Genomic DNA, 18,997 nt, shown 5'->3' on the forward strand with positions numbered 1-18,997 from the left:
GAGCCCGTTTGGTATTCGAAGAAAACGGGCTCTTCGACTCAATACCCACTCAGGCCCTACGCAAGGCTTCCAATTCCAGATACATCGCGTCCAGATATTCCTGTTGCCCTTGTTCAGTTTTCCACAAGCAATAGGCCGCCATTCTCCAGTGGAACCAAGGCTTCAACAGTTGAAAACGCTCTACCACTTGCCGGTCAGGGTAGGCCTGAAAGAAAGCCTCTTTTTCTTGGTCGGACAAGGGCGCACCGCGGTACAACAATTGCATCGCAGGTGACGCGAAAATTGCCAGATCTTCAGCCGGATCGCCCAAAACGGGGCATTGCCAGTCGATCAATGTCAATGTCCCATCATGTTCCACAATGTTCCCTGGAACAGGATCACCGTGAATAAATGTTATGAAGTTGGTTTTGGGGACAAAAACCAACGGGCGTGCATCCTGAATCTGTTGCCGTTCAGCCCCGAAACAACGGTCCAGAATGTAAAACGCTGCAGTGCCAATTTGTTGGCTACCATTTGGACCTTTTGGCGATGTTCCAAAATACGGTTGGTCGTGCAGTCTTCCCAAGAGTTGTGCAACATGCTCTGCGCCTCTGCGCCACGTATCCCCCGTCACATGTGTGTAAAGAATCCATCTTCGCCCCTCGAATGCACCTTCATCCAGCAACCTGGGAGCCATTCCGGTTCCAGCCAGCGCCTTGAGGCTGGATACTTCGCGATCGGGGTCATTGGAAAACAACGGGTTACGCGAACCTAGCCCATATAATTTTAGGACGCAGCTTGTTTGTCCCAGAACTCGCCAGACGTAATTGGAGCGACCACCAACCAAAGGCTGAAGTCTATCGGATGGCGCGAGGACACCCCTGCCAACCAGCCACGCAAAGAACCGGGCTTCGTACTCTGTTTGCAAACCTGACAGACTACCGCTCCCACAATCGGGTGCCACCCGAAGTCCCCGGCGGCAAACAGGAGCGGTTTATAGAATCATCGCCTGTTAAACTGGTTCGCGAAGCGCCGTTACCGCAGAGGACAAGATCGCCTGCCCGCCCGGAAGGATCAAGATCACTTCTCCATTTTGTATCTGCGCTTCCTGTACACGCGCATAAATCTGCGCCGGTTCGGTTAGGATGACGTCACCGCCTTGTCGGCTTTCGACAGTGAAACTGTAATTGCCCGAGGGAAATGCAGCGCCTGAGCTGTTCAACCCATCCCAGTGATACGGCTCCGCGGAAACAGGAAGCGGTAATCTTTGAACCTCTGCTCCGCTGCTGTCCGTGACCACCAGCTCCACACTGTCCGAAACCGCAGCCGGATTAGGTGAAATCGTTATCGGGCTTCCGTCAAAATGACCCGGCATTGCCGCCCTGGCTTCCATCCCAACCCAATTCGACATTGCCGAAAATTGAGACGTTCCGATCGACCCAACCAACGACGTAAGAGAATCGTTGGTCTTTACTTGCTGCTCAACCATGGAAAATTGGGCCAGTTGCGCCGCATATTCCGTGGAATCGATCGGTTCCAACGGATCCTGGTAACGGGCTTGCGCCGTGAGCATTTTCAAGAATGTTTCGAAATCAGAAGTCAACGCAGACGTATTGGTTGCTGCGGGTTGCGGAGTGGTCGTTGTCTGTACCTGCGAAACTGCGTTTACCATTGCTTCAAATCCTTATGTCCAACCCATTTGTGACCACAGCCGACTGCCCTTTGGACGAACCTTGCACATGCTCCCCCGTGTCGCCCATAGCCTCCCCAACATTGTCTTCTCTGGTCTCCGCTTCTGGTGAATGTTCAGGTTTTTGACCGCTTCCGGAGAAATCCAGATTGATATCGTCATATCCCATGTCCTTAAAATCACTCAGCAGTTGATCAACGTTTCGCCGCAGCAATTCCAATGTTTCAGATCGCTCGGCTACAATCGAAACTCCGATCGTGGCGTCCGATAGAGTCAGGGCTATTCTGACATTTCCCAATTCCTCTGGATTCAATGCAATTTCGACTGGACGAGTACCCGATCTGGCCATTGCATCCTGCATCTGGGTGACGACAGAGCGGTAGACCTCTGCCCTGGATGCGAGAGGAGAAACATTTTTCACATCTATGGGAAACTGAACGTCACTACGTGACCCGCGCTCTGCAAACTCGGGCACATCCACCAATACTTCTTTTACAATGGTCGCTGACGTGGATTCTGCCTCCAGTCCAAAGTGCGAACGCGTGGCGGCGATCTCTGTGGGTTGAACAGCCCATTCTCGGCCAGCTGTTTGTCGGTTGGAACTGCTGGCGTTCGCCAGTTGCGGCGCAAGCAACGTGGATGCGAATCGCCCAGAATCTCCCCAGTTTTTCGCCTCAAGCTCGGCTATGTTACTATTATTTGGCTCCGGGAGCCGTACTTCAGCCTGCATCTCTGCCGTATGGTTTTGCTCAGGGGGCGTCGCTGCTGGCACCATGCTCTGGCCCGAGATCCGGCGACTTGCATCAACCTGACCGAAAACTGGGCTCGGCGCATCAGCGGGGCGACCAATGTCATCCTGGCTCAAACCCGCACTCTGTCCCGTGCCAGAGCGACCAGAGTCAAGTTGGCCAACAATTGCACCCAGCCCATTAATAGAGCGCCCCAATTCCAAATGACCCACCGCGGACCGATCGACATGGAACTGGCCCGTCACTGTGCTCTGAGATATATCAAGACGATCGACATCGGCCTGCCCAGCAGCGGCCCAGTTTTTGGCAGCAGGGTGAACCTCATCCGCCAGAGCAAAAACGGCCCGTCGACCCAAATCAGGGTCACCTAGAGACACCTGACCACCTTCAGCCCTCAGTGTGGCTGTAGTCCCCAGCATTTGCGGTGCCGTTCGGACTTCTGAACCCACTGTCCGCTGCATAATCTCTGGATTAGATGCCCCAATAAAATCCGCGTTTTGATGATCGATCGAGAGGTCGGAATCTCTGTTTTCTGTCATGGCACCCGCCAAATTTCCAACCGGGTCCTGAGGATTCATTTTACCCGAACGCACAGTCTCGGCCTCTACCTGAACCGCGCTCGGTGGCGAATCATTCTCGGTGTTCGGCGTCGCGTTCAAAGATGGCCTGGAACGCGGATCCGGTTGATTAGATGCACCCTGTTCCTCTGTGTGGGCTCGAACGTCCAATACATCGGAAGGTTCAGCAATACGCTGCATCGTGTGAGTTCGCATTTCACCTGTGGTACGTGCAATCATGGAAAACATGATTGCAGGACCAGATGCACTATCGATTGGAACTTCGGGATTGTTGCTGTTCTCCCCTTGCTTATCAGGCATATTCTCCTGTTGCGGCACGTTGTCTCTGACAGAAGCCACAAAATTCTCAGCGGCTTTCTCGTGTCCAATCAGAGTTCTAGTACCGGGCTGAGTCTCAGACTGGTCGAGCAAGCGAGTTTCACGCACATTCGGATTTTCCAGCGTTGATTCATCGACGTCCTGATCCACGTTGGCCTCGGGGTGGGCAGGATCATCCGAAAGAACAATGCCTTCGTTCTCTGGGTCAGGCAGGGTCAGCGTTTCCGTTCCAAAAACGTCCGGATGACGGCCGTTCGTCTTGATACCCGCCTGTTGATCAAAAACGGACTGAAATGCCGCAGCTTTGGACAACGGGATGCTAGCAGTCGACTCGGACTTGATATCTGTTTGCAGTGCCATCTGTGACACCTGATTGATCAAAATCTGCATTTCACACCGGAATTCTTTCACGTTGCCCATAGCAATAGGCAATTTCGGTTACCGTCTTTTTAACCGCCCTTGCTGCATCCTGAAAAAGTTGAAGCAATTCGAAACTTTGTAAACCGGAGGTCGCAGATGACACTCATTTCCATCCCCCCCCCTCAAGTTACTACGACAGGGCAGCCAAGCCCTATGCATCAGGCTGCACAGGAATTGGAAGCTACATTTTTGGCTGAAATGCTGAAATCAGCCGGGCTTGGTGAGACCCCCAATGCCTTTGGTGGCGGAAGCGGAGAAGATCAATTCTCGAGCTTTTTGGTGCAAGCCCAAGCGCGTGAAATGGCCCGTTCCGGTGGAATCGGGCTCGCCGAATCACTGTTTCAAGCCATGAAGGAGGCCTCGGATGTCTAAACAAACCAGCCAACATTTGATTGATCAGCTTGACAGCCTTCTCGAACACGAACGCAAGGCGCTTGTATCTGGTGATCTCGCACAATTAACAGAAATCGTTCCCCGCAAAGAAGTTCTGATCGACAATCTGAATGCCTTGGATCAGCTGGAGCGGTCTGTGCTTGAGCAGACACAGACCAAACTTGAGAGAAATCAGTTGCTGTTGAACAGTGCGCTGGCTGGGATTCAAGCCGTCGCCGGGCGAATGGCTGAACTGCGCAAAGCCCGCGAAGGCCTGGATGTCTATGATGAAACCGGTCGCAAAACCCGGTACGGCATGATGGCAACCGCCAAGCTGGAAAAGCGGGCCTGAAGCGACTGTGTTTATGAAAATACGATCTATCCAGTTGGCCAAGCTTAGCATTCCATTAGCACATATCGCGCCAATCTGCCCCTGCACCCAGCAAGTGGTGGCGCGATTAGAAAGTGAATCGCAACAGTCAGAACGACACTTGGTCCGTCCTATGGGGGCGGGATGAAACCGGGCTTAAAAGCCCCATGACTAAAGGATAGAAGCATGTCCAGCATTCTGACGAACAACAGCGCAATGGTTGCATTGCAGACTCTGAAATCAGTAAACAAGAACCTCGCTCAAACCCAGTCGGAAATCTCGACCGGGAAATCGGTTGCAACGGCCAAGGACAACTCTGCCGTCTGGGCGATCTCCAAAGTGATGGACTCGGACGTTCAAGGTTTCAAGGCCATTTCGGACAGTCTGAATCTGGGGCAGTCCACTGTTGCTGTGGCCCGGCAAGCATCGGAAACCGTAACCGACCTTTTGACCCAGATGAAGGGCAAAATCGTTGCTGCACAAGAAGACAACGTAGACCGGGGCAAAATCAACGATGACGTGACTGCGCTGAAAAATCAGATCAATTCCGTGGTTGCTGCCGCGCAGTTCAATGGACTGAATCTTGTGAGTTCGACCGGCTCTTCGTCGATCTTGTCGTCTCTGGATCGCGACGCTGCTGGCAACGTCACAGCGTCCAGCATTACAGTCAGCAATCAGGATCTGTCGTCCGGTGCCTATGTAACCAAGCAGGTATTTGACGGATCGACCGGTGCATCGGGAGACCTGGATCGTGTCGCCGAAGCAATTGACAATGGTGCGACTTCGGCGACTGCATTGGTCACGGACGAGTCCTCTGGTGCATTTGTAGCGGGTGACAAAGTCATCGTGGCAATTGATGACCAGACGATTTCATACACCGTAACGGCAGATGACGCGGCGGCGACAACCACTGGTGATATCGTTGCCCTGGGTCTCAAAAACGCCATTGACGATCTGGGAATTACCGGTCTGACAATTGACTACGACTCCGGCACTGCTGGCACCCTGTCAGTGGCCAACGCAACAGGTGCCGACATTTCGTTCTCAGCACAATTTGTGAACGCTGGTTCTGGCGGACTGGGTGCGATGGCTGGAATTGATGTCAGCACCGGTGTTGGTGCCGGGGCCGCGTTGGGCGCAATCGAAGCTCTGATCGACACGGCAATTGATGCGTCGGCCGCCTTTGGTTCCGCACAGGGGCGGATCGATACGCAGGCTGATTTTATCGGCAAGCTGACCGATTCACTCAAATCAGGCATTGGCTCGATGGTTGATGCCGATATGGAAGCAGCCTCCGCGCGCTTGCAGGCCTTGCAAACACAGCAGCAACTGGCAACCCAGTCTCTGTCGATCGCGAACCAGGCACCACAGTCAATCCTGTCGTTGTTCCGGTAACAAACACGGCGGGGCGCAGCGACGCGCCCCGCACTTCGCCAGCCCCTGATAATTACATGTAAGGAAATGACGTGAACGCCACGATGAAGGCCCAACGCGCCTATTCCACAGCTTCTGCGCCAACGCGGACCTCCAAGGATATTGAGTATGACGCAATGGCTCGAATAACTCATAAAATTCGTAGCTCCGCCCAGAAAGGACCAACTGGCTATCGGTCTCTGGTCGAAGCCCTGCATGACAATCGAAAGCTCTGGGACATTTTTGCGGTCGAAGTCGCCGATGCTAATAATCCGCTCCCTTCTGACTTAAAGGCACGTCTGTTTTATCTGGCCGAATTTACACGCCATCACACATCCCGAGTTCTGGCCAAACAGGAAACCGTGGATGCCCTTGTCGAGATCAATACCTCAGTATTGCGCGGCATGAGAGGAGGAGATATCTGAAATGTCGGGACTGGTTCTGAAATTGGCGCCAAAAGAGCGCATTTTGATCAATGGTGCCGTGATTGAGAATGGCGACCGTCGCAGCCGACTGTCTGTTGTGACGCCCGACGCCAATATTCTGCGCCTCAGAGAGGCCATACACCCGGAGGAGGCCACAACCCCTGTCCGCCGGGTTTGCTATGCAGCCCAACTTGTCCTGACGGGGGATAGTAATCCTACGGATGCACGACTGCCATTGCTGCGTCGTATCGAAGAGCTGAGCCAGGTCTTTACCGATCACGACAGCCGGGCGTCCTTGGCTGAAGCTACAGACGCATTGATCCAAGAACACCACTATCGGTGCCTCAAAGCATTGCGGTCGCTGATACCCCGAGAGGACCGGCTCATGGCCGCGCACGCCACGTGACACTGCAACCAATCATTCCAGCAGGCGGAATTCAGGGGTGGCGCTTTCTCCAGCAAACCTACGACCGCCAGTTTTCATCCTTTTCAAAAGACCCAGTCCTGAAAAGGGACGCAGAGTATTTTGCCGAAAACATCGGCGCAATCCAATCAGCTGAAGACCTTGTCTCGGATCGGCGCCTCCTGAGGGTTGCTCTTGGAGCCTTCGGGCTCGAGGATGACATCAACAATCGCTACTTCGTGCAAAAAATCCTGTCTGACGGAACATCTGCTGAAGATGCGCTGGCGAACCGACTTGCAGATGAAAGATACAAAGACTTCTCTGACGCCTTTGGCTTCGGTCCAAGCTCTGTCCCAAAGACCGTCAACTCAACAGACATGCAAAACATTGTTGATCGCTTCAGGGAACAGTCTTTCGAGGTTGCCGTGGGGGAGCAAAATAATGACATGCGGCTGGCATTGAACATGCAACGATCGCTGAAAGACCTGGCTACTGGCGACATGAGCGAAGATGCCAAATGGTTCACTGTCATGGGAAACCCACCTTTGCGCCAGGTATTTGAAACTGCGCTAGGCTTGCCTTCTGCAACGGGTCAGCTGGACATTGATCAGCAGTTGGGAATCTTCAAAGACCGTGCAGTTGCCAATTTCGGGAGCTCGACCTTCGCCCAGTTCAGCACCGATGCTGGTATCGAAGATGTGACTATCAGGTTTCTCGCTCGATCCCAGATATCCCAAATTGGCGCGTCTGTCTCTTCCGCATCCACCGCTTTGATTTTGCTACAAAATAGCAATTTCTGAAGTCTAGTCGTTTTATGTCCTAAAATTTGACGTCGAACACACGGGTGCACGTATCCACTAACAGATACGCAGGTGATACAGAGCCCCAGTTATTCAAACGAGTGGACATCAGCTATGTGTGGCCCCGTGAAGGCTGATTGTCTCTCGCCGTGATCCTCGACCCGCATTTCAGGCGCGTGATCGGCTGGGCTGTGAGCAATCGAATGAAACGGGATGTAGCGATACGGTCCCTGGCGATGGCGATCGTATTCCGTGCGCCACCCAAGGGGTTCAATCCATCATACTTGTTACTTGGGACCCAGAAGCTCCTTTCTCAACAAGATTGGCATGTGTATTCGCCAGGGTTCGAGTGTCTTATCTGCTCGCAGGTTGGATACCGGCCCGTCGTAGGATAACGCTCAGGCGATCAAAACTATTCGAAATTCCGACATCATCGGATTTCGCAAAAAAAGCATCCAACTCGTCCCAGATTTGAACGGCCTGATCCAGTTTGGTGTCTGTCCCCGCCTGGTACAGCCCAGCCTTGATCATCACTTCTGATTGTTCATAAGCGCCTAAGAGCTTGCGCGTTTCCGAAATGAGTACATTTTCCTTCTCTGTCGCCGCATCCGGTAGTGATCGAGAGACCGAGCGCGCCACATCAATCGCCGGAAACCTACCCCGTTCCGCAATGCTGCGATCCAGCAAGATATGCCCATCCAGTGTCCCCCGCAGGATATCAGCAACAGGCTCTTCCATGTCAGATCCTGCAACCAGAACACTAAACACCGCAGTTATGTCTCCCTGACCATTGCTCCCTGGGCCAGCGCGCTCGCACAGGGCCGTCAACAACGGTGACAATGATGGCGGATACCCTCGCAAAGCGGGCACTTCACCAGAAAGAGTCGAAATTTCGCGGTGTGCTTCGGCAAATCGGGTAACTGAATCGGCCAGAAACAAAACGTTTTGACCCTGATCGCGAAAATGTTCAGCGACTGCCATGGCGGCCCATGCGCACCTGCGCCGCGTTGTGGCGGGTTGGTCAGAGGTGGCAACTACGATGATTGATCGCTTCATTCCCTCTGGCCCCAAAACACGGTGAACGAATTCATTCACTTCGCGCCCTCGTTCGCCGATCAAGGCAATTACAACCACATCGGCCTGCATCCCGTTTGCCAGGGATGACAAAAGTCGAGACTTCCCGACTCCGGAGCCGGCAAAAAGGCCAATTCTTTGTCCACGTACAATTGGCAAAATCGTGTTCAGAACAGCCAAACCAGTTGCGAGACGATCTCCCAATGGCTTGCGTTTTGCGGCTTGGGGCGGCGGCGCAAGCACGTCATGAGACATAGCGCCGGGCCCCAGCGGTCGACCATCCAAAGGTCGACCGAACGGATCAATCATGCGACCGATCCATTGACCACAAGGTGCAAAATCAGGGACAGGCGACAAAGCCGCGGGGTCACCGACTGCTACCTTTTCAGGCGTGGTTTCCGGCAGCATGAAAACAGTTTCATCTTCAATCTGAATCACTTCGCCGTTCAACGTAGTTCCGTTCAAACGTTTCAGTTCCAACAGATCTCCGATGCAAGCGTCCTGAGCGAGCCCGGACAGTTTGATACTGCCCCCCTGAACCGCGACCACACGCCCCACAGGTCGCGCCAACGGTTTGCTCGCGACAACATTTCGCAACATTCGCAAGGTTTCGTTCATTGGGGAACTCCAAACAATTTCCTGAAAACAATTTCTAAAGGAATCGGGGTTAAGCCTTGATTGAGATTGGTCGAGGGAGAAGCCCCGGTGTTTTCAAAACTGAATGTTTTTCAATTGGCACATGCCATGGCTACGCATGCCGGCAAGCGCCAAGCTGTTATTTCCGCGAATGTCGCAAACGCAGACACTCCGGGTTACATGGCCAAAGATCTGGTCTCATTTCGCCAACTCGTGGAATCCGCCGAGGGCGGTCGGCCGGATACGATGGTGGCTAGCCGCACCCGACATCTAAACGGCCAGTCTTCCTCTCTTCTATCCGCAACAGAAGCAACAACATCCAGCCAGTTAAGTTCTGGCGAAAACAGTGTTTCCCTGGAAACTGAAATGCTCAAAGCAGCAGAGGCCAAGCGTGAGCATGACAGGGCGCTGGCGATCTACAAATCATCCCTGAACATTTTGCGAACCAGCCTTGGTCGCTCCTAATTCACAGGTATCCAGATGAGTGATCTCTCCGACGCATTAAACGTGACAGCCAGCGCATTGAAGGCACAAGCCTCACGGCTGCGGCATGTTTCCGAAAACCTGTCAAACGTTGATACACCAGGATATCGGCGCAAAACGATCGCCTTTGAAACCAAACGCGATCTGTCCAGTGGTGTCGAAACCGTGGCTGCGGGTCGGGTCCAATTGGACCAAAGCACATTGCGCCAAGTTTATGATCCGTCGCACCCCATGGCGAATGAAACGGGATATTTCGAGGCATCAAACGTCGATCTCATGATCGAGCTGGCCGACGCACGAGAAGCTCAACGCAGCTATGAAGCAAATCTGAAGATGTTCGATCAAGCGCGACAAATGTCGTCATCGCTGATGGACCTATTACGTCGTTAATCAACCAAGGAGATCCAGAATGGATATTCGCAGTCTTTCCGCTGCCAGCGGCTATGCGGCCGCCAAACCCGCAACCCAAACCGACCCCGATTTTCAGGGAAACGCATCGGCATTCAAATCGACATTTCAGGATTTTGCAGCCACCCTGCATGGCAGTGAACAGACGTCTATCGCAGCCATGACAGGTGGCGCGGACCCTCATGCCTTGGTACAGGCGCTGGCACAGACCGAACTGGCCGTCGAAACCGCCGTAACCGTGCGCAACAAGGTCGTCGAAGCTTATCAGGAAATCCTGAGAATGCCGGTTTGACATGTTAACGGACGGAGTCATTTTTGACACGTTGCGGCAGGGCTTGTGGACAGCAGTAATCATCTCGTTCCCGATCCTCACCGTTGCCTTGGTTGTTGGTCTGGCCATTGGTTTGTTCCAGGCTCTGACATCCATTCAGGAAATGACGCTAACTTTTGTACCAAAGCTGGTCGCCATCGTGATCGTCTTTTGGCTGTCCATGAATTTTATGACTCACACGCTGGTGTCCTTTTTTGGCAGCCAGATCATACCGCTCATTGCAGGAGGTTCCTGATGGAAACGGCAGGCTATGCTACGCTATCGCGGCAATCCGGTTTGATGCAGGAAATGCAGGTTGTTGCCAACAACATTGCAAACTCTGCAACGACCGGATTCCGACAAGAAGGTGTGATTTTCTCCGAATACGTCAAATCGACAAGTGATGGATCCCCATCGCTGTCGATGGCACGGGCGCAGGCCCATGATACATCCCTGTCCCAGGGTGCATTGACCCAAACAAACGGGACCTTTGATCTGGCAATCGAAGGCGACGGTTTTTTTATGGTCGAAACACCCAGTGGAAACCGGCTGACCCGGGCTGGAGCCTTTTCAGCAAATGCTGACGGCGACCTTGTGACGCCCGATGGGTACCGGGTTCTCGATGCAGGTGAAGCCCCAATTTTTGTTCCATCTGATACCGGGAAGATACATTTTGCCAGCGACGGCACGGTCAGCGCAGATGGTCGTCTTTTGGGTCAGATAGGCCTGTTTCAGGCCACGGAAACAACCGCCATGAAACGCGAAGATGGTGTCATGTTCGACCCCGGTGGTGACGTTGAACCCGCATTAAATGCCCAAATCATTCAAGGGTTTCTCGAAGGGTCCAATGTCAATCCAATCCTTCAGATTTCCCGAATGATTGAAATTCAACGCGCCTACGAGCTTGGCCAGAGTTTTCTTGAATCCGAAGACGAACGGATCCGGAATGCTGTCAAATCCATGCTTCGCTAACCTCTGAGAAGGAGACCCAAAATGCGAGCCTTGAAAATTGCGGCTACAGGCATGAGCGCGCAGCAAATGCGCGTCGAAACGATCTCTAACAACCTCGCCAATATGAACACCACAGGTTACAATGCGCGTCGCGCAGAATTCGCCGATTTGCATTATCAGCAGATGGCACGCGCAGGCACAGTAAATGCGTCCGATGGAACAGTTCTCCCGACAGGGGTCCAGCTCGGGCTGGGGGTACGCCCCACGGCAGTGACTGTTCATCTTGCCCAGGGGGCTTTGTCTGCGACTGGCAATGATCTGGATGTCGCGATCGAAGGCAACGGGTATCTCGAAGTCACGCTGCCATCCGGACTCTCGGCCTACACGCGCGACGGCGGGTTGAAACGGTCTGCCGAAGGGTTGATCGTTACTTCCGACGGGCACACGGTATCGCCGGAAGTAACGATCCCTTCTGATGCACGTAGCATTTCGATCAACGCCACTGGCGAGGTATATGCCTACTTCGATGACACGGCCGAGGGCCAGTTGCTTGGACAATTTGTTCTTGCTGGTTTCACCAACGCCAAAGGGCTCGAAGCCATGGGGAGCAATCTGTTTGCCGAAACCGAAGCCTCAGGGCCACCGCTGTTGTCTGAAGCCGGTTCGGACGGGTTGGGGACCTTGCGTCAGGGATACCTGGAAGACAGCTCGGTTGATGCTGTTCGCGAAGTAACCGAACTGATCGAAGCACAGCGCGGGTATGAAATGAACGCCAAAGTGATATCGGCCGTCGACCAGATGATGGGCGCGACGACACAGGTGCGCTGATGAAACGAACCCTTCTCATGACTTTGCTGACCGCAATGGCGCTCCCGGCTTGGGCCGATATCCTGGTTCCGGTGCGCACAATCCGGGCCAAGGAAATCATTGCGCCCGAAGATCTGATGATCAAACGGGTCGATCTGGCAGGTGCCCTGTCAAATCCCGCAAATGTCGTTGGCTTGGAAGCACGGGTCGCCCTGTATCCCGGACGCCCATTGCGCCCTGGTGACATAGGCCCGCCAGCCATTGTCGAACGCAATGACTTGGTCACATTGGTTTTTGTGCAGGGCGGTCTGAAAATCGTGACCGAAGGGCGTTCGTTGGGCCGAGGCTCTGTCGGCGAAACCCTTCGGGTCATGAATATGCAATCCCGATCGACCGTTTTTGGGAAGATCAGGACAGATGGTACGGTTGAGGTAAAGTGATATGAATACACGATTGTTGTCCAACAGCTTAAAGATCTTTTCCCTGTTTGCCGCTGTGACAGCCTGCGGTCGGGTGGACCATCTGGGAAAGCCACCATCTTTTTCCGAAAACACGGAAACGCCGGAACATGTTGCAATGCTTTGGCCCGGGCTCCCGTTGCATACCCAACCGCAACGCAATGTCGACCAGTCCTCACTGTGGAGCGGCGGGCAGCATTCTCTATTGGGGGACCGGCGCGCCATTAAGAAGGGTGATATTCTGACCGTTGTCATCGAAATTGATGAAGAGGCTGAGATTTCCAATGACACCGAACGCTCCAGATCAGGATCCGAGAGCTTGGGCGTACCTGACCTCTTCGGGCTTCCTCAACGCATCAACGAAAATCTTCCCGCTGGTGCCAGCATGGACAACGCAGTAGATATTGCGTCTAACAGCTCGTCTGGTGGTCAAGGTTCTGTAAAGCGCAAGGAAAAGCTGACTCTTCGGGTTGCAGCCACAATTGTCGACGTTTTGCCAAATGGCATCCTTTCGATTTCCGGATCTCAGGAATTGCGGGTCAACTTCGAATTGCGCGAGCTGCTGGTAACAGGCTTTGTACGACCGGAAGACATCTCGAGACAAAATGAAATCACCTATGACAAAATTGCCTCTGCCCGGGTTTCGTATGGTGGGCGCGGACAAATCACTGATGTGCAACAACCCCGTTATGGACAGCAGATACTTGATGCCGTTCTGCCGTTCTGAGGATTAGAAATGCTTGCCAAGATTCTTCCCCTCATACTGGCGTTTGCAGGTACTGGCGGCGGCATTGCCGCCGGGCTGTTTCTGACACCTGCAGATCCCGTTGATCCTGCTTCAACACCACATCAAGCGGCAAAAACCGAAGAGCACAGCGAGACATCGGAAGAGAAAAAGAACGAATTCGTCAAAATTTCCAACCAGTTTGTCATACCGGTTGTGCATAGGGACAAAGTAGCGGCCCACGTTGTTCTATCGCTGAATCTCGAAGTTAATCCCGGGACCCAAGATACCGTTTTTGAACGTGAGCCCCGGTTACGTGCCTCATTTTTGCGGGTCCTGTTCGATCACGCCAACATGGGTGGGTTTCAAGGTACATTCACAACCTCGTCACATCTGGATTCATTGCGCACCGCCCTATTGGAAACCGCCCAACTGGAGTTGGGAGAAGACGTCATCGACGTCTTGATCGTTGATATCGCCAAGCAAGACACCCGTTAAGAAGCAGGTCCCAGGCGGCGTCAAAGTTGGTCACCTTAACTCTCGACCAAATGCTCCTCTTATTCCCAATTGGGCACCGCTCTGCTGGTGGGGCCCTGTCAACCGCCACCGATGGCCAGCTGATCATACACAATTCCCACTGCCCATGCTTCATTGCTTTGCGTTCACCAGCTAGCCTTCTCGCCTCAACAGAACGTGGATGCGCCTGTAACCACAGCGCACACGGGTTTCCGAGATCTTCTTGATGCGTTTGTTGAGTTCGGGCTGCTCGTCGCCGTGCGCCTTGTCGTGATAGGTCGAGCGTTCCGCTTGCAACACACCACAAGCACACCGGATGCTGACGAGCCAAACCGCGCGCAGGTCATCAACCAATTGCCAGCGACGGGCAGGCCTCAACGCCTTCGCTTGATAACGTTCTGCAGCATCGCTTTATCCAGAGCCAGAGACAGATCAGCCACCAGGCGCTACAGTGTCGTGTTCTCTTCGTCGAGCATTTTGATCCGCTTCATCCCGGAAGGCATCAGCCCGCCATACTTCCTGCGCCAATTGTAGACCGTGGCTTCCGCGATCCTGGTCTTGCGGCACCCCTCCGCGACGCTCGTGCCCTCTTCCACTTGCTACTGGACAATCGCGAACTGCGCTTTGGTGAACTTGCTCGTCTTCATGGAACTCTCCTTCTCCCGTTCTCGGGATCAAAATGGAGAATTCCAGTTCAATACGGTCCTTTTTTCGGGCAGCAAGTCACCACCCGTGAAACCCGTTCTGGATTAGAGTTTCATCGGCAGCGTGTCAGGTCCATCCCAGGTTTCGCGCTTCATTGCGTTTTCTTTTTTGCATAACACGGTCATTTTTCTTTTCGTCAACGAGTTTCCGAATGGCTTGATCCCGCCCAAATGCCAATCGAACTCGACCCATCAATTGCAACTTCTGGCCTCTGATCTGAGCCAGTTCCATGTTCAGACGTTGCCGCGTGCTGTGTTGCCACGCATTCCACAAAAGATCCGCACCGATCATCTTCATGGCATCATCACCCATGCCAGAATCCAATCCACTTTTCCTTTGCTCGTCCAACCTGCCCAACGCGGATCGGATTGACTCTTCCTTGGCCAGAAGCTTGGAGATTTTTGCCTGTTCCTCGAGATAAAGAACCCCTGTTACTTTTTGCAGATCTTCCAACTTCTTAACGCTCATACGAAACTCTCTTTCGCCTTACGTCGCATTGTTTCGGCAAATCTGATAGCCGCAGCTACCGGGCCGTAATGCTCTTCTGTGATCTCTTGGCCAATGGCGACAGTGGCATGCAATGCCCGCGCTGTTGGCGCGTCTTGATGGATTGGCACTCCATTTTCACTTGCGATCTCACGAATGACTGCCGCAACTTCATCCACACCTTTTGCTACACAAATTGGTGCCGACCCTGGCATTCTATCCCATTTCAAAACAACGGCGTAATGCGTCGGGTTTACGATCACAACGTCTGCATCGGGTACATCTGCCATCATCTGCGAACCGGCAATCATTTGCGCACGCTGACGGCGTTCCTGCTTCATATGCGGATCACCTTCCGCCTCTTTCATCTCGTCCATCATCTCTTTGCGTGACATACGGTTTTTCCGAATGTGCTCATGATATTGCCAGACAGCATCAATTCCCCCGATGCACGCGGATATGACTGCAACCAAAAACAGGAACTCCAATGCCAATTGCGCGAGCAGTGCTGTAACCGAACGGGCTTCGACTCCAACAGCGGCAACAATATCGGGTAGGCGAAAATTCAGATAGAACCCCAGGCAAACCGCATAGAGAGTCAATTTCACAAAGCTCTTAAAGAACTCAAACAAGCCACTTCGTCCGAATTTGTTCTTTGCGTTGGACAAAATGGATATTCGAGATGCTTTGAACTCTAGCTTGGATGGTGCAAAGACCATTGCGCGCTGCGCAAGAACAGACAACAAAACTGCTACAGCGGGAGCTATGAACCAAGGGGCGATCGCCTGCATAACCGCCGATAGAATTCCCCCCATCAATGCACCGGGGTTTCCCTTAAAAATCAATTCAGCCAGTTCTCCGGACTGTCCGATCAAAACCATCAAACTGGTCCCCAAATCGGCAACCGTGCTGGCACCGACAGCGGCCAATGCGATCAAAAGACCAAAATAGGAAGCCGCGACCGACAAATCTGCAGACTTCGGAACCTCGCCCTTGTCGCGTGCTTTTTGTAGCTTTTGCTGCGTCGGTTCGTACGTCTTGTCAGAGTCATCATCGGGCGCCCCGGACATCAGTTCATCCTCACCGGGTTTTCAAAGAAGCCCATCAAGGCGTCAATCCAAACGGTCAGCAACATTGGCGATGCCACAAAGAGCAGAAACAGGCCGCCAAAGGTAATCAACGGTGCACCAACAAAGGCAACCATCATCTGAGGCATGGCACGGTTGATTGCCCCCAAAGCCAGATTATAGATTACGGCCGTTATGACAAATGGCGCAGCCAAGACAAACGCCAAAGAAAACGATCTGGCAATTTGTCGGATGCCCCATTGGGACAACCCGGCCGGATCTGGAAACTGTCCTATGGGCAACATGTCATAAGACAGGATCAAAAACTCAGCCGCGCGAATATGAAGACCTGCAACAATGGCCAAGGCAAGTGCCGCAAAAACCAACACCTGCCCCATTGCCGGGATAGGGTCCATGCCAGCAGTCCCAAAGATCTGAGAAAGCGATGTCGACTGACCCGCGATTGACCCTGCTGTCTGCAAAGCAAGAACGAGCAATCGGATACCCAAACCCATGGCTAAACCGATTGTCGCCTCGGCAACTGCAAATAGGGCCAGCCCGGCTAAGCCCTCCGGCTCTGGCACAGCGGGCACCGCTGGGGCGACGATTGCCGTAAAGGAGAAAGCGGCAACCAACTTAATTCGGGTTGGCAGCGTCGACGCTCCGAAAGCCGGCAGCACTGAAACCAGGGCAGAAACCCGAAAAAAGACAATCGCAACATGCCAATATCCACCAATTAATGGCTCGAGGGCCGTCAGATTGTCGAGGCTCATGTTTGGACCATTCCGACAAGAGCGGGTCGCGCATCCAGACCGATTTCCTCGAAGGACAGGACAGGGTTAGACACGCCCCGTGCCTTGAGGATGGTTCGCAAAAATCGACGTCGCCGTGTGGATGTGACCAAAGCCGGAAATACGCCCTGCTCTGATATGGAGTTCAACTTTTCTGTCATACCATCTGCCAGACGATTAAAGAGATCGGGAGGCAACGCAACATCTACTCCGGATTGGGTTTCGATCTGGTAATTGGCAAATGTCTCTTCCCACTCCGGGGCCAGTTGGACCAATGGAATAGATCCATCGTTCCGCTTCATCTCAGAGACCAGCTGAAACCCTAAACGATGGCGCACATGCTCACAAATGCCATCGGGCTGGGTCGTGTGCAAACGCGCCTCTGCAATTGCTTCCAGGATAAGCGGCAAATTACGAATGGACACCCGTTCGTCCAAAAGCAATCGCAGTACGGCATGCAAAGTGTCGATTGGCACCTTGTCTGGAACCAACTCATCCAGCAGTTTTCGGTTCGCTTCGGCACGCGCCGGATCACTCAAACGGGTCATTTCTGACATCAACCGGCGCAGCGCCTTGAGCGTTAGAAGACGCGCAAAGTTCTGCTTGATCACTTCCAGCAAATGGGTCGCAAGAATTTCCGACGGCGACACAATTGTCGCGCCAATAATCACCGCATCCTCCTGATCTTTTGCCGAAATCCATCGCGCGGGTGCACCGTAGACGGGTTCGGTCACGTCGTTCCCCGGTGGCAATTCATCGGTTCGGTCCATCAGCAGCGCAAGAACCAGTTCCGGATGCAGTACACCACGCGCCTGTTCGACACCTTGAACGCGGATCAGATAAGTCCCTGTCTCCAGCTCAGGTTGATCGGTAAGCCGAATGTCCGGCAAAATCAGTCCGAATACACTGGCAACATGTGTGCGCATGTTGGCGATGCGGGCATCCAGTCCGGTACCAGGATCCAAAACCATTTCCACCAAGTCCGGAGCAAATTCGAGATGCACATCATCCAGATCCAGAACGTCCCCCAAAGCACGTTGGGGCACTGCATTGTCGTCATCTTTTGGGTCTAATTGTTCAACCTGATGCTGCAGAGTTTCCCGATACATATAGAATGCGGCATAGCCCAACACACCTCCCCCCAGAATAAAGGGGAGGAACGGCAGGCCTGGAACCAATGCAAACATCACCATAAGCGCCGCAACTGTCGCTATGGCCGCTGGGTGTTTGCCAAGTTGTGAAAAAAGAGCATTATCCGTAGCTCCAGGTGTTCCGCCACGCGCCAGTAGCAATGCCGATGCGATCGAAATAATAACCGCCGGAATCTGAGTGACCAGTCCATCACCAACAGTCAGTATCGCATAGGTTTCGAATGCAGCACCGACGGGCATTCCATGCACGATCACGCCCATGATCAGCCCCATAACCAAATTGAGCAACGTGATTAGCAGACCAGCAACTGCATCTCCTTTTACAAACTTCGACGCACCATCCAAGGACCCGAAGAATGTCGTTTCTTGCTGCTCACGCTCCCGCCTTTCCTTGGCCTGTTGATGGTCAATGGCCCCTGCTGACATATCGCTATCAATGGCCAATTGTTTACCGGGCATCCCGTCCAACGCGAACCTGGCACCGACCTCTGCCATCCGTGCCGCCCCTTTGGTGATAACCATAAAATTGACGATCAACAGAACGCCGAAGACCACCAAACCCAGGAAAATACTGCCGCTCATGACAAAGCTTGCGAATCCTTCGATCACATCTCCGGCGGCGCTTGGTCCGGTATGACCTTGTCCAATGATAAGTTTTGTCGAAGAAATATTGAGCGACAGGCGCAGCATTAAGGCCGCCAGCAGGATTGTTGGAAATGATGAGAAATCAAGCGGCCGTTCAATAAACAACGTGACGGTAAAAATTAAAATGGCGATCCCAAATGATGCAGCCAAACCAACATCCAGCACCCATGAGGGCATCGGCAAAATCATCATCACGATGATCGCCATTAACGCTAACGCCAACATTACCGTAGAGTTCAATAGGTTTTTCCCAGAAATCTGAAACACG

At 53.2% G+C, this 18,997-nt stretch carries 24 protein-coding genes and 1 pseudogene; 16 read left to right on the forward strand and 9 right to left on the reverse strand.

Going from position 1 to position 18,997, the window contains the following annotated elements:
* Positions 1 to 49: 49 nt before the first annotated feature.
* The 3 genes from K3727_00390 to K3727_00400 all read right to left on the reverse strand — a co-directional run bounded on the left by K3727_00390 (position 50) and on the right by K3727_00400 (position 3,746).
* Complete coding sequence (locus tag K3727_00390) at positions 50 to 826, reverse strand: aminoglycoside phosphotransferase family protein (GenBank protein ID UWQ93216.1); 777 nt, start codon at positions 824 to 826, stop codon at positions 50 to 52.
* Between the two features lie 165 nt (positions 827 to 991).
* Complete coding sequence (gene flgD, locus K3727_00395) at positions 992 to 1,651, reverse strand: flagellar hook assembly protein FlgD (GenBank protein UWQ91315.1); 660 nt, start codon at positions 1,649 to 1,651, stop codon at positions 992 to 994.
* 4 nt (positions 1,652 to 1,655) lie between these two features.
* Positions 1,656 to 3,746, reverse strand: a complete 2,091-nt coding sequence (locus tag K3727_00400; protein UWQ91316.1) for a flagellar hook-length control protein FliK — start codon at positions 3,744 to 3,746, stop codon at positions 1,656 to 1,658.
* An 84-nt stretch (positions 3,747 to 3,830) separates the two neighbouring features.
* Here K3727_00400 and K3727_00405 point away from each other — a divergent pair, with 84 nt between their 5' ends.
* The 7 genes and pseudogenes from K3727_00405 (at position 3,831) to K3727_00435 (ending at position 7,786) form a co-directional block, all read left to right on the forward strand.
* Positions 3,831 to 4,106, forward strand: coding sequence for a rod-binding protein (locus K3727_00405; GenBank protein UWQ91317.1), 276 nt, complete (start codon positions 3,831 to 3,833; stop codon positions 4,104 to 4,106).
* Positions 4,099 to 4,458 carry a flagellar protein FlgN gene (locus K3727_00410; GenBank protein ID UWQ91318.1) on the forward strand — a complete coding sequence of 120 codons (360 nt, stop codon included), beginning with the start codon at positions 4,099 to 4,101 and terminating at the stop codon, positions 4,456 to 4,458. Before K3727_00405 ends, K3727_00410 begins: the two co-directional genes overlap by 8 nt.
* A 204-nt stretch (positions 4,459 to 4,662) precedes the next feature.
* Positions 4,663 to 5,871: a flagellin gene (locus tag K3727_00415; GenBank protein ID UWQ91319.1), complete on the forward strand. Its 1,209-nt coding sequence runs from the start codon at positions 4,663 to 4,665 to the stop codon at positions 5,869 to 5,871.
* Between the two features lie 71 nt (positions 5,872 to 5,942).
* A complete protein-coding gene (gene flaF / locus K3727_00420; protein UWQ91320.1) occupies positions 5,943 to 6,314 on the forward strand; it encodes a flagellar biosynthesis regulator FlaF in 372 nt (123 codons plus the stop codon).
* Position 6,315: 1 nt separating this feature from the next.
* Positions 6,316 to 6,720: a flagellar biosynthesis repressor FlbT gene (gene flbT / locus K3727_00425; protein ID UWQ91321.1), complete on the forward strand. Its 405-nt coding sequence runs from the start codon at positions 6,316 to 6,318 to the stop codon at positions 6,718 to 6,720.
* Positions 6,717 to 7,517, forward strand: a complete 801-nt coding sequence (locus K3727_00430; GenBank protein UWQ91322.1) for a DUF1217 domain-containing protein — start codon at positions 6,717 to 6,719, stop codon at positions 7,515 to 7,517. The genes flbT and K3727_00430 overlap by 4 nt, the downstream gene beginning before the upstream one ends.
* 104 nt (positions 7,518 to 7,621) lie before the next feature.
* Positions 7,622 to 7,786 (forward strand): annotated as a pseudogene (locus K3727_00435) (IS3 family transposase).
* Between the two features lie 85 nt (positions 7,787 to 7,871).
* Here the strand turns inward: K3727_00435 and K3727_00440 are convergent.
* A complete protein-coding gene (locus tag K3727_00440; protein ID UWQ91323.1) occupies positions 7,872 to 9,209 on the reverse strand; it encodes a FliI/YscN family ATPase in 1,338 nt (445 codons plus the stop codon).
* A gap of 87 nt (positions 9,210 to 9,296) precedes the next feature.
* Between K3727_00440 and K3727_00445 the strand changes: the two genes are divergently transcribed.
* From K3727_00445 to K3727_00485, 9 genes are read left to right on the forward strand one after another with little or no spacing between them, the layout of a single operon-like run.
* A complete protein-coding gene (locus tag K3727_00445) occupies positions 9,297 to 9,692 on the forward strand; it encodes a FlgB family protein (GenBank protein UWQ91324.1) in 396 nt (131 codons plus the stop codon).
* Positions 9,693 to 9,707: 15 nt separating this feature from the next.
* Positions 9,708 to 10,100: a flagellar basal body rod protein FlgC gene (gene flgC / locus K3727_00450; protein ID UWQ91325.1), complete on the forward strand. Its 393-nt coding sequence runs from the start codon at positions 9,708 to 9,710 to the stop codon at positions 10,098 to 10,100.
* 19 nt (positions 10,101 to 10,119) lie between these two features.
* Positions 10,120 to 10,410, forward strand: coding sequence for a flagellar hook-basal body complex protein FliE (gene fliE, locus K3727_00455; protein UWQ91326.1), 291 nt, complete (start codon positions 10,120 to 10,122; stop codon positions 10,408 to 10,410).
* A 1-nt stretch (position 10,411) separates the two neighbouring features.
* The gene (locus K3727_00460) at positions 10,412 to 10,684 is read left to right on the forward strand and encodes a flagellar biosynthetic protein FliQ (GenBank protein UWQ91327.1); all 273 of its coding nucleotides are present in this window, start codon (positions 10,412 to 10,414) and stop codon (positions 10,682 to 10,684) included.
* Positions 10,684 to 11,400, forward strand: coding sequence for a flagellar hook-basal body complex protein (locus tag K3727_00465; protein UWQ91328.1), 717 nt, complete (start codon positions 10,684 to 10,686; stop codon positions 11,398 to 11,400). Before K3727_00460 ends, K3727_00465 begins: the two co-directional genes overlap by 1 nt.
* Before the next feature lie 21 nt (positions 11,401 to 11,421).
* Positions 11,422 to 12,207, forward strand: a complete 786-nt coding sequence (gene flgG, locus K3727_00470) for a flagellar basal-body rod protein FlgG (protein UWQ91329.1) — start codon at positions 11,422 to 11,424, stop codon at positions 12,205 to 12,207.
* On the forward strand, positions 12,207 to 12,626 hold the full coding sequence (gene flgA / locus K3727_00475) for a flagellar basal body P-ring formation protein FlgA (protein UWQ91330.1): 420 nt from the start codon (positions 12,207 to 12,209) through the stop codon (positions 12,624 to 12,626). The genes flgG and flgA overlap by 1 nt, the downstream gene beginning before the upstream one ends.
* 1 nt (position 12,627) lies before the next feature.
* Positions 12,628 to 13,371 carry a flagellar basal body L-ring protein FlgH gene (locus K3727_00480; GenBank protein UWQ91331.1) on the forward strand — a complete coding sequence of 248 codons (744 nt, stop codon included), beginning with the start codon at positions 12,628 to 12,630 and terminating at the stop codon, positions 13,369 to 13,371.
* 9 nt (positions 13,372 to 13,380) lie between these two features.
* The gene (locus K3727_00485; protein ID UWQ91332.1) at positions 13,381 to 13,866 is read left to right on the forward strand and encodes a flagellar basal body-associated protein FliL; all 486 of its coding nucleotides are present in this window, start codon (positions 13,381 to 13,383) and stop codon (positions 13,864 to 13,866) included.
* A 464-nt stretch (positions 13,867 to 14,330) separates the two neighbouring features.
* Here the strand turns inward: K3727_00485 and K3727_00490 are convergent, their stop codons facing one another.
* The 5 genes from K3727_00490 to flhA all read right to left on the reverse strand — a co-directional run bounded on the left by K3727_00490 (position 14,331) and on the right by flhA (position 18,996).
* The gene (locus tag K3727_00490; GenBank protein ID UWQ91333.1) at positions 14,331 to 14,480 is read right to left on the reverse strand and encodes a transposase; all 150 of its coding nucleotides are present in this window, start codon (positions 14,478 to 14,480) and stop codon (positions 14,331 to 14,333) included.
* 175 nt (positions 14,481 to 14,655) lie between these two features.
* A complete protein-coding gene (locus tag K3727_00495; GenBank protein UWQ91334.1) occupies positions 14,656 to 15,042 on the reverse strand; it encodes a hypothetical protein in 387 nt (128 codons plus the stop codon).
* A gap of 11 nt (positions 15,043 to 15,053) precedes the next feature.
* Complete coding sequence (locus K3727_00500; protein ID UWQ91335.1) at positions 15,054 to 16,145, reverse strand: flagellar type III secretion system protein FlhB; 1,092 nt, start codon at positions 16,143 to 16,145, stop codon at positions 15,054 to 15,056.
* On the reverse strand, positions 16,145 to 16,915 hold the full coding sequence (locus tag K3727_00505) for a flagellar biosynthetic protein FliR (protein ID UWQ91336.1): 771 nt from the start codon (positions 16,913 to 16,915) through the stop codon (positions 16,145 to 16,147). The genes K3727_00500 and K3727_00505 overlap by 1 nt, the downstream gene beginning before the upstream one ends.
* Positions 16,912 to 18,996 carry a flagellar biosynthesis protein FlhA gene (flhA, locus tag K3727_00510; GenBank protein UWQ91337.1) on the reverse strand — a complete coding sequence of 695 codons (2,085 nt, stop codon included), beginning with the start codon at positions 18,994 to 18,996 and terminating at the stop codon, positions 16,912 to 16,914. Before flhA ends, K3727_00505 begins: the two co-directional genes overlap by 4 nt.
* Position 18,997 lies beyond the last annotated feature (1 nt).

The organism is Rhodobacteraceae bacterium M382 (genome assembly GCA_025141015.1).
GTDB lineage: Bacteria > Pseudomonadota > Alphaproteobacteria > Rhodobacterales > Rhodobacteraceae > Aliisedimentitalea > Aliisedimentitalea scapharcae.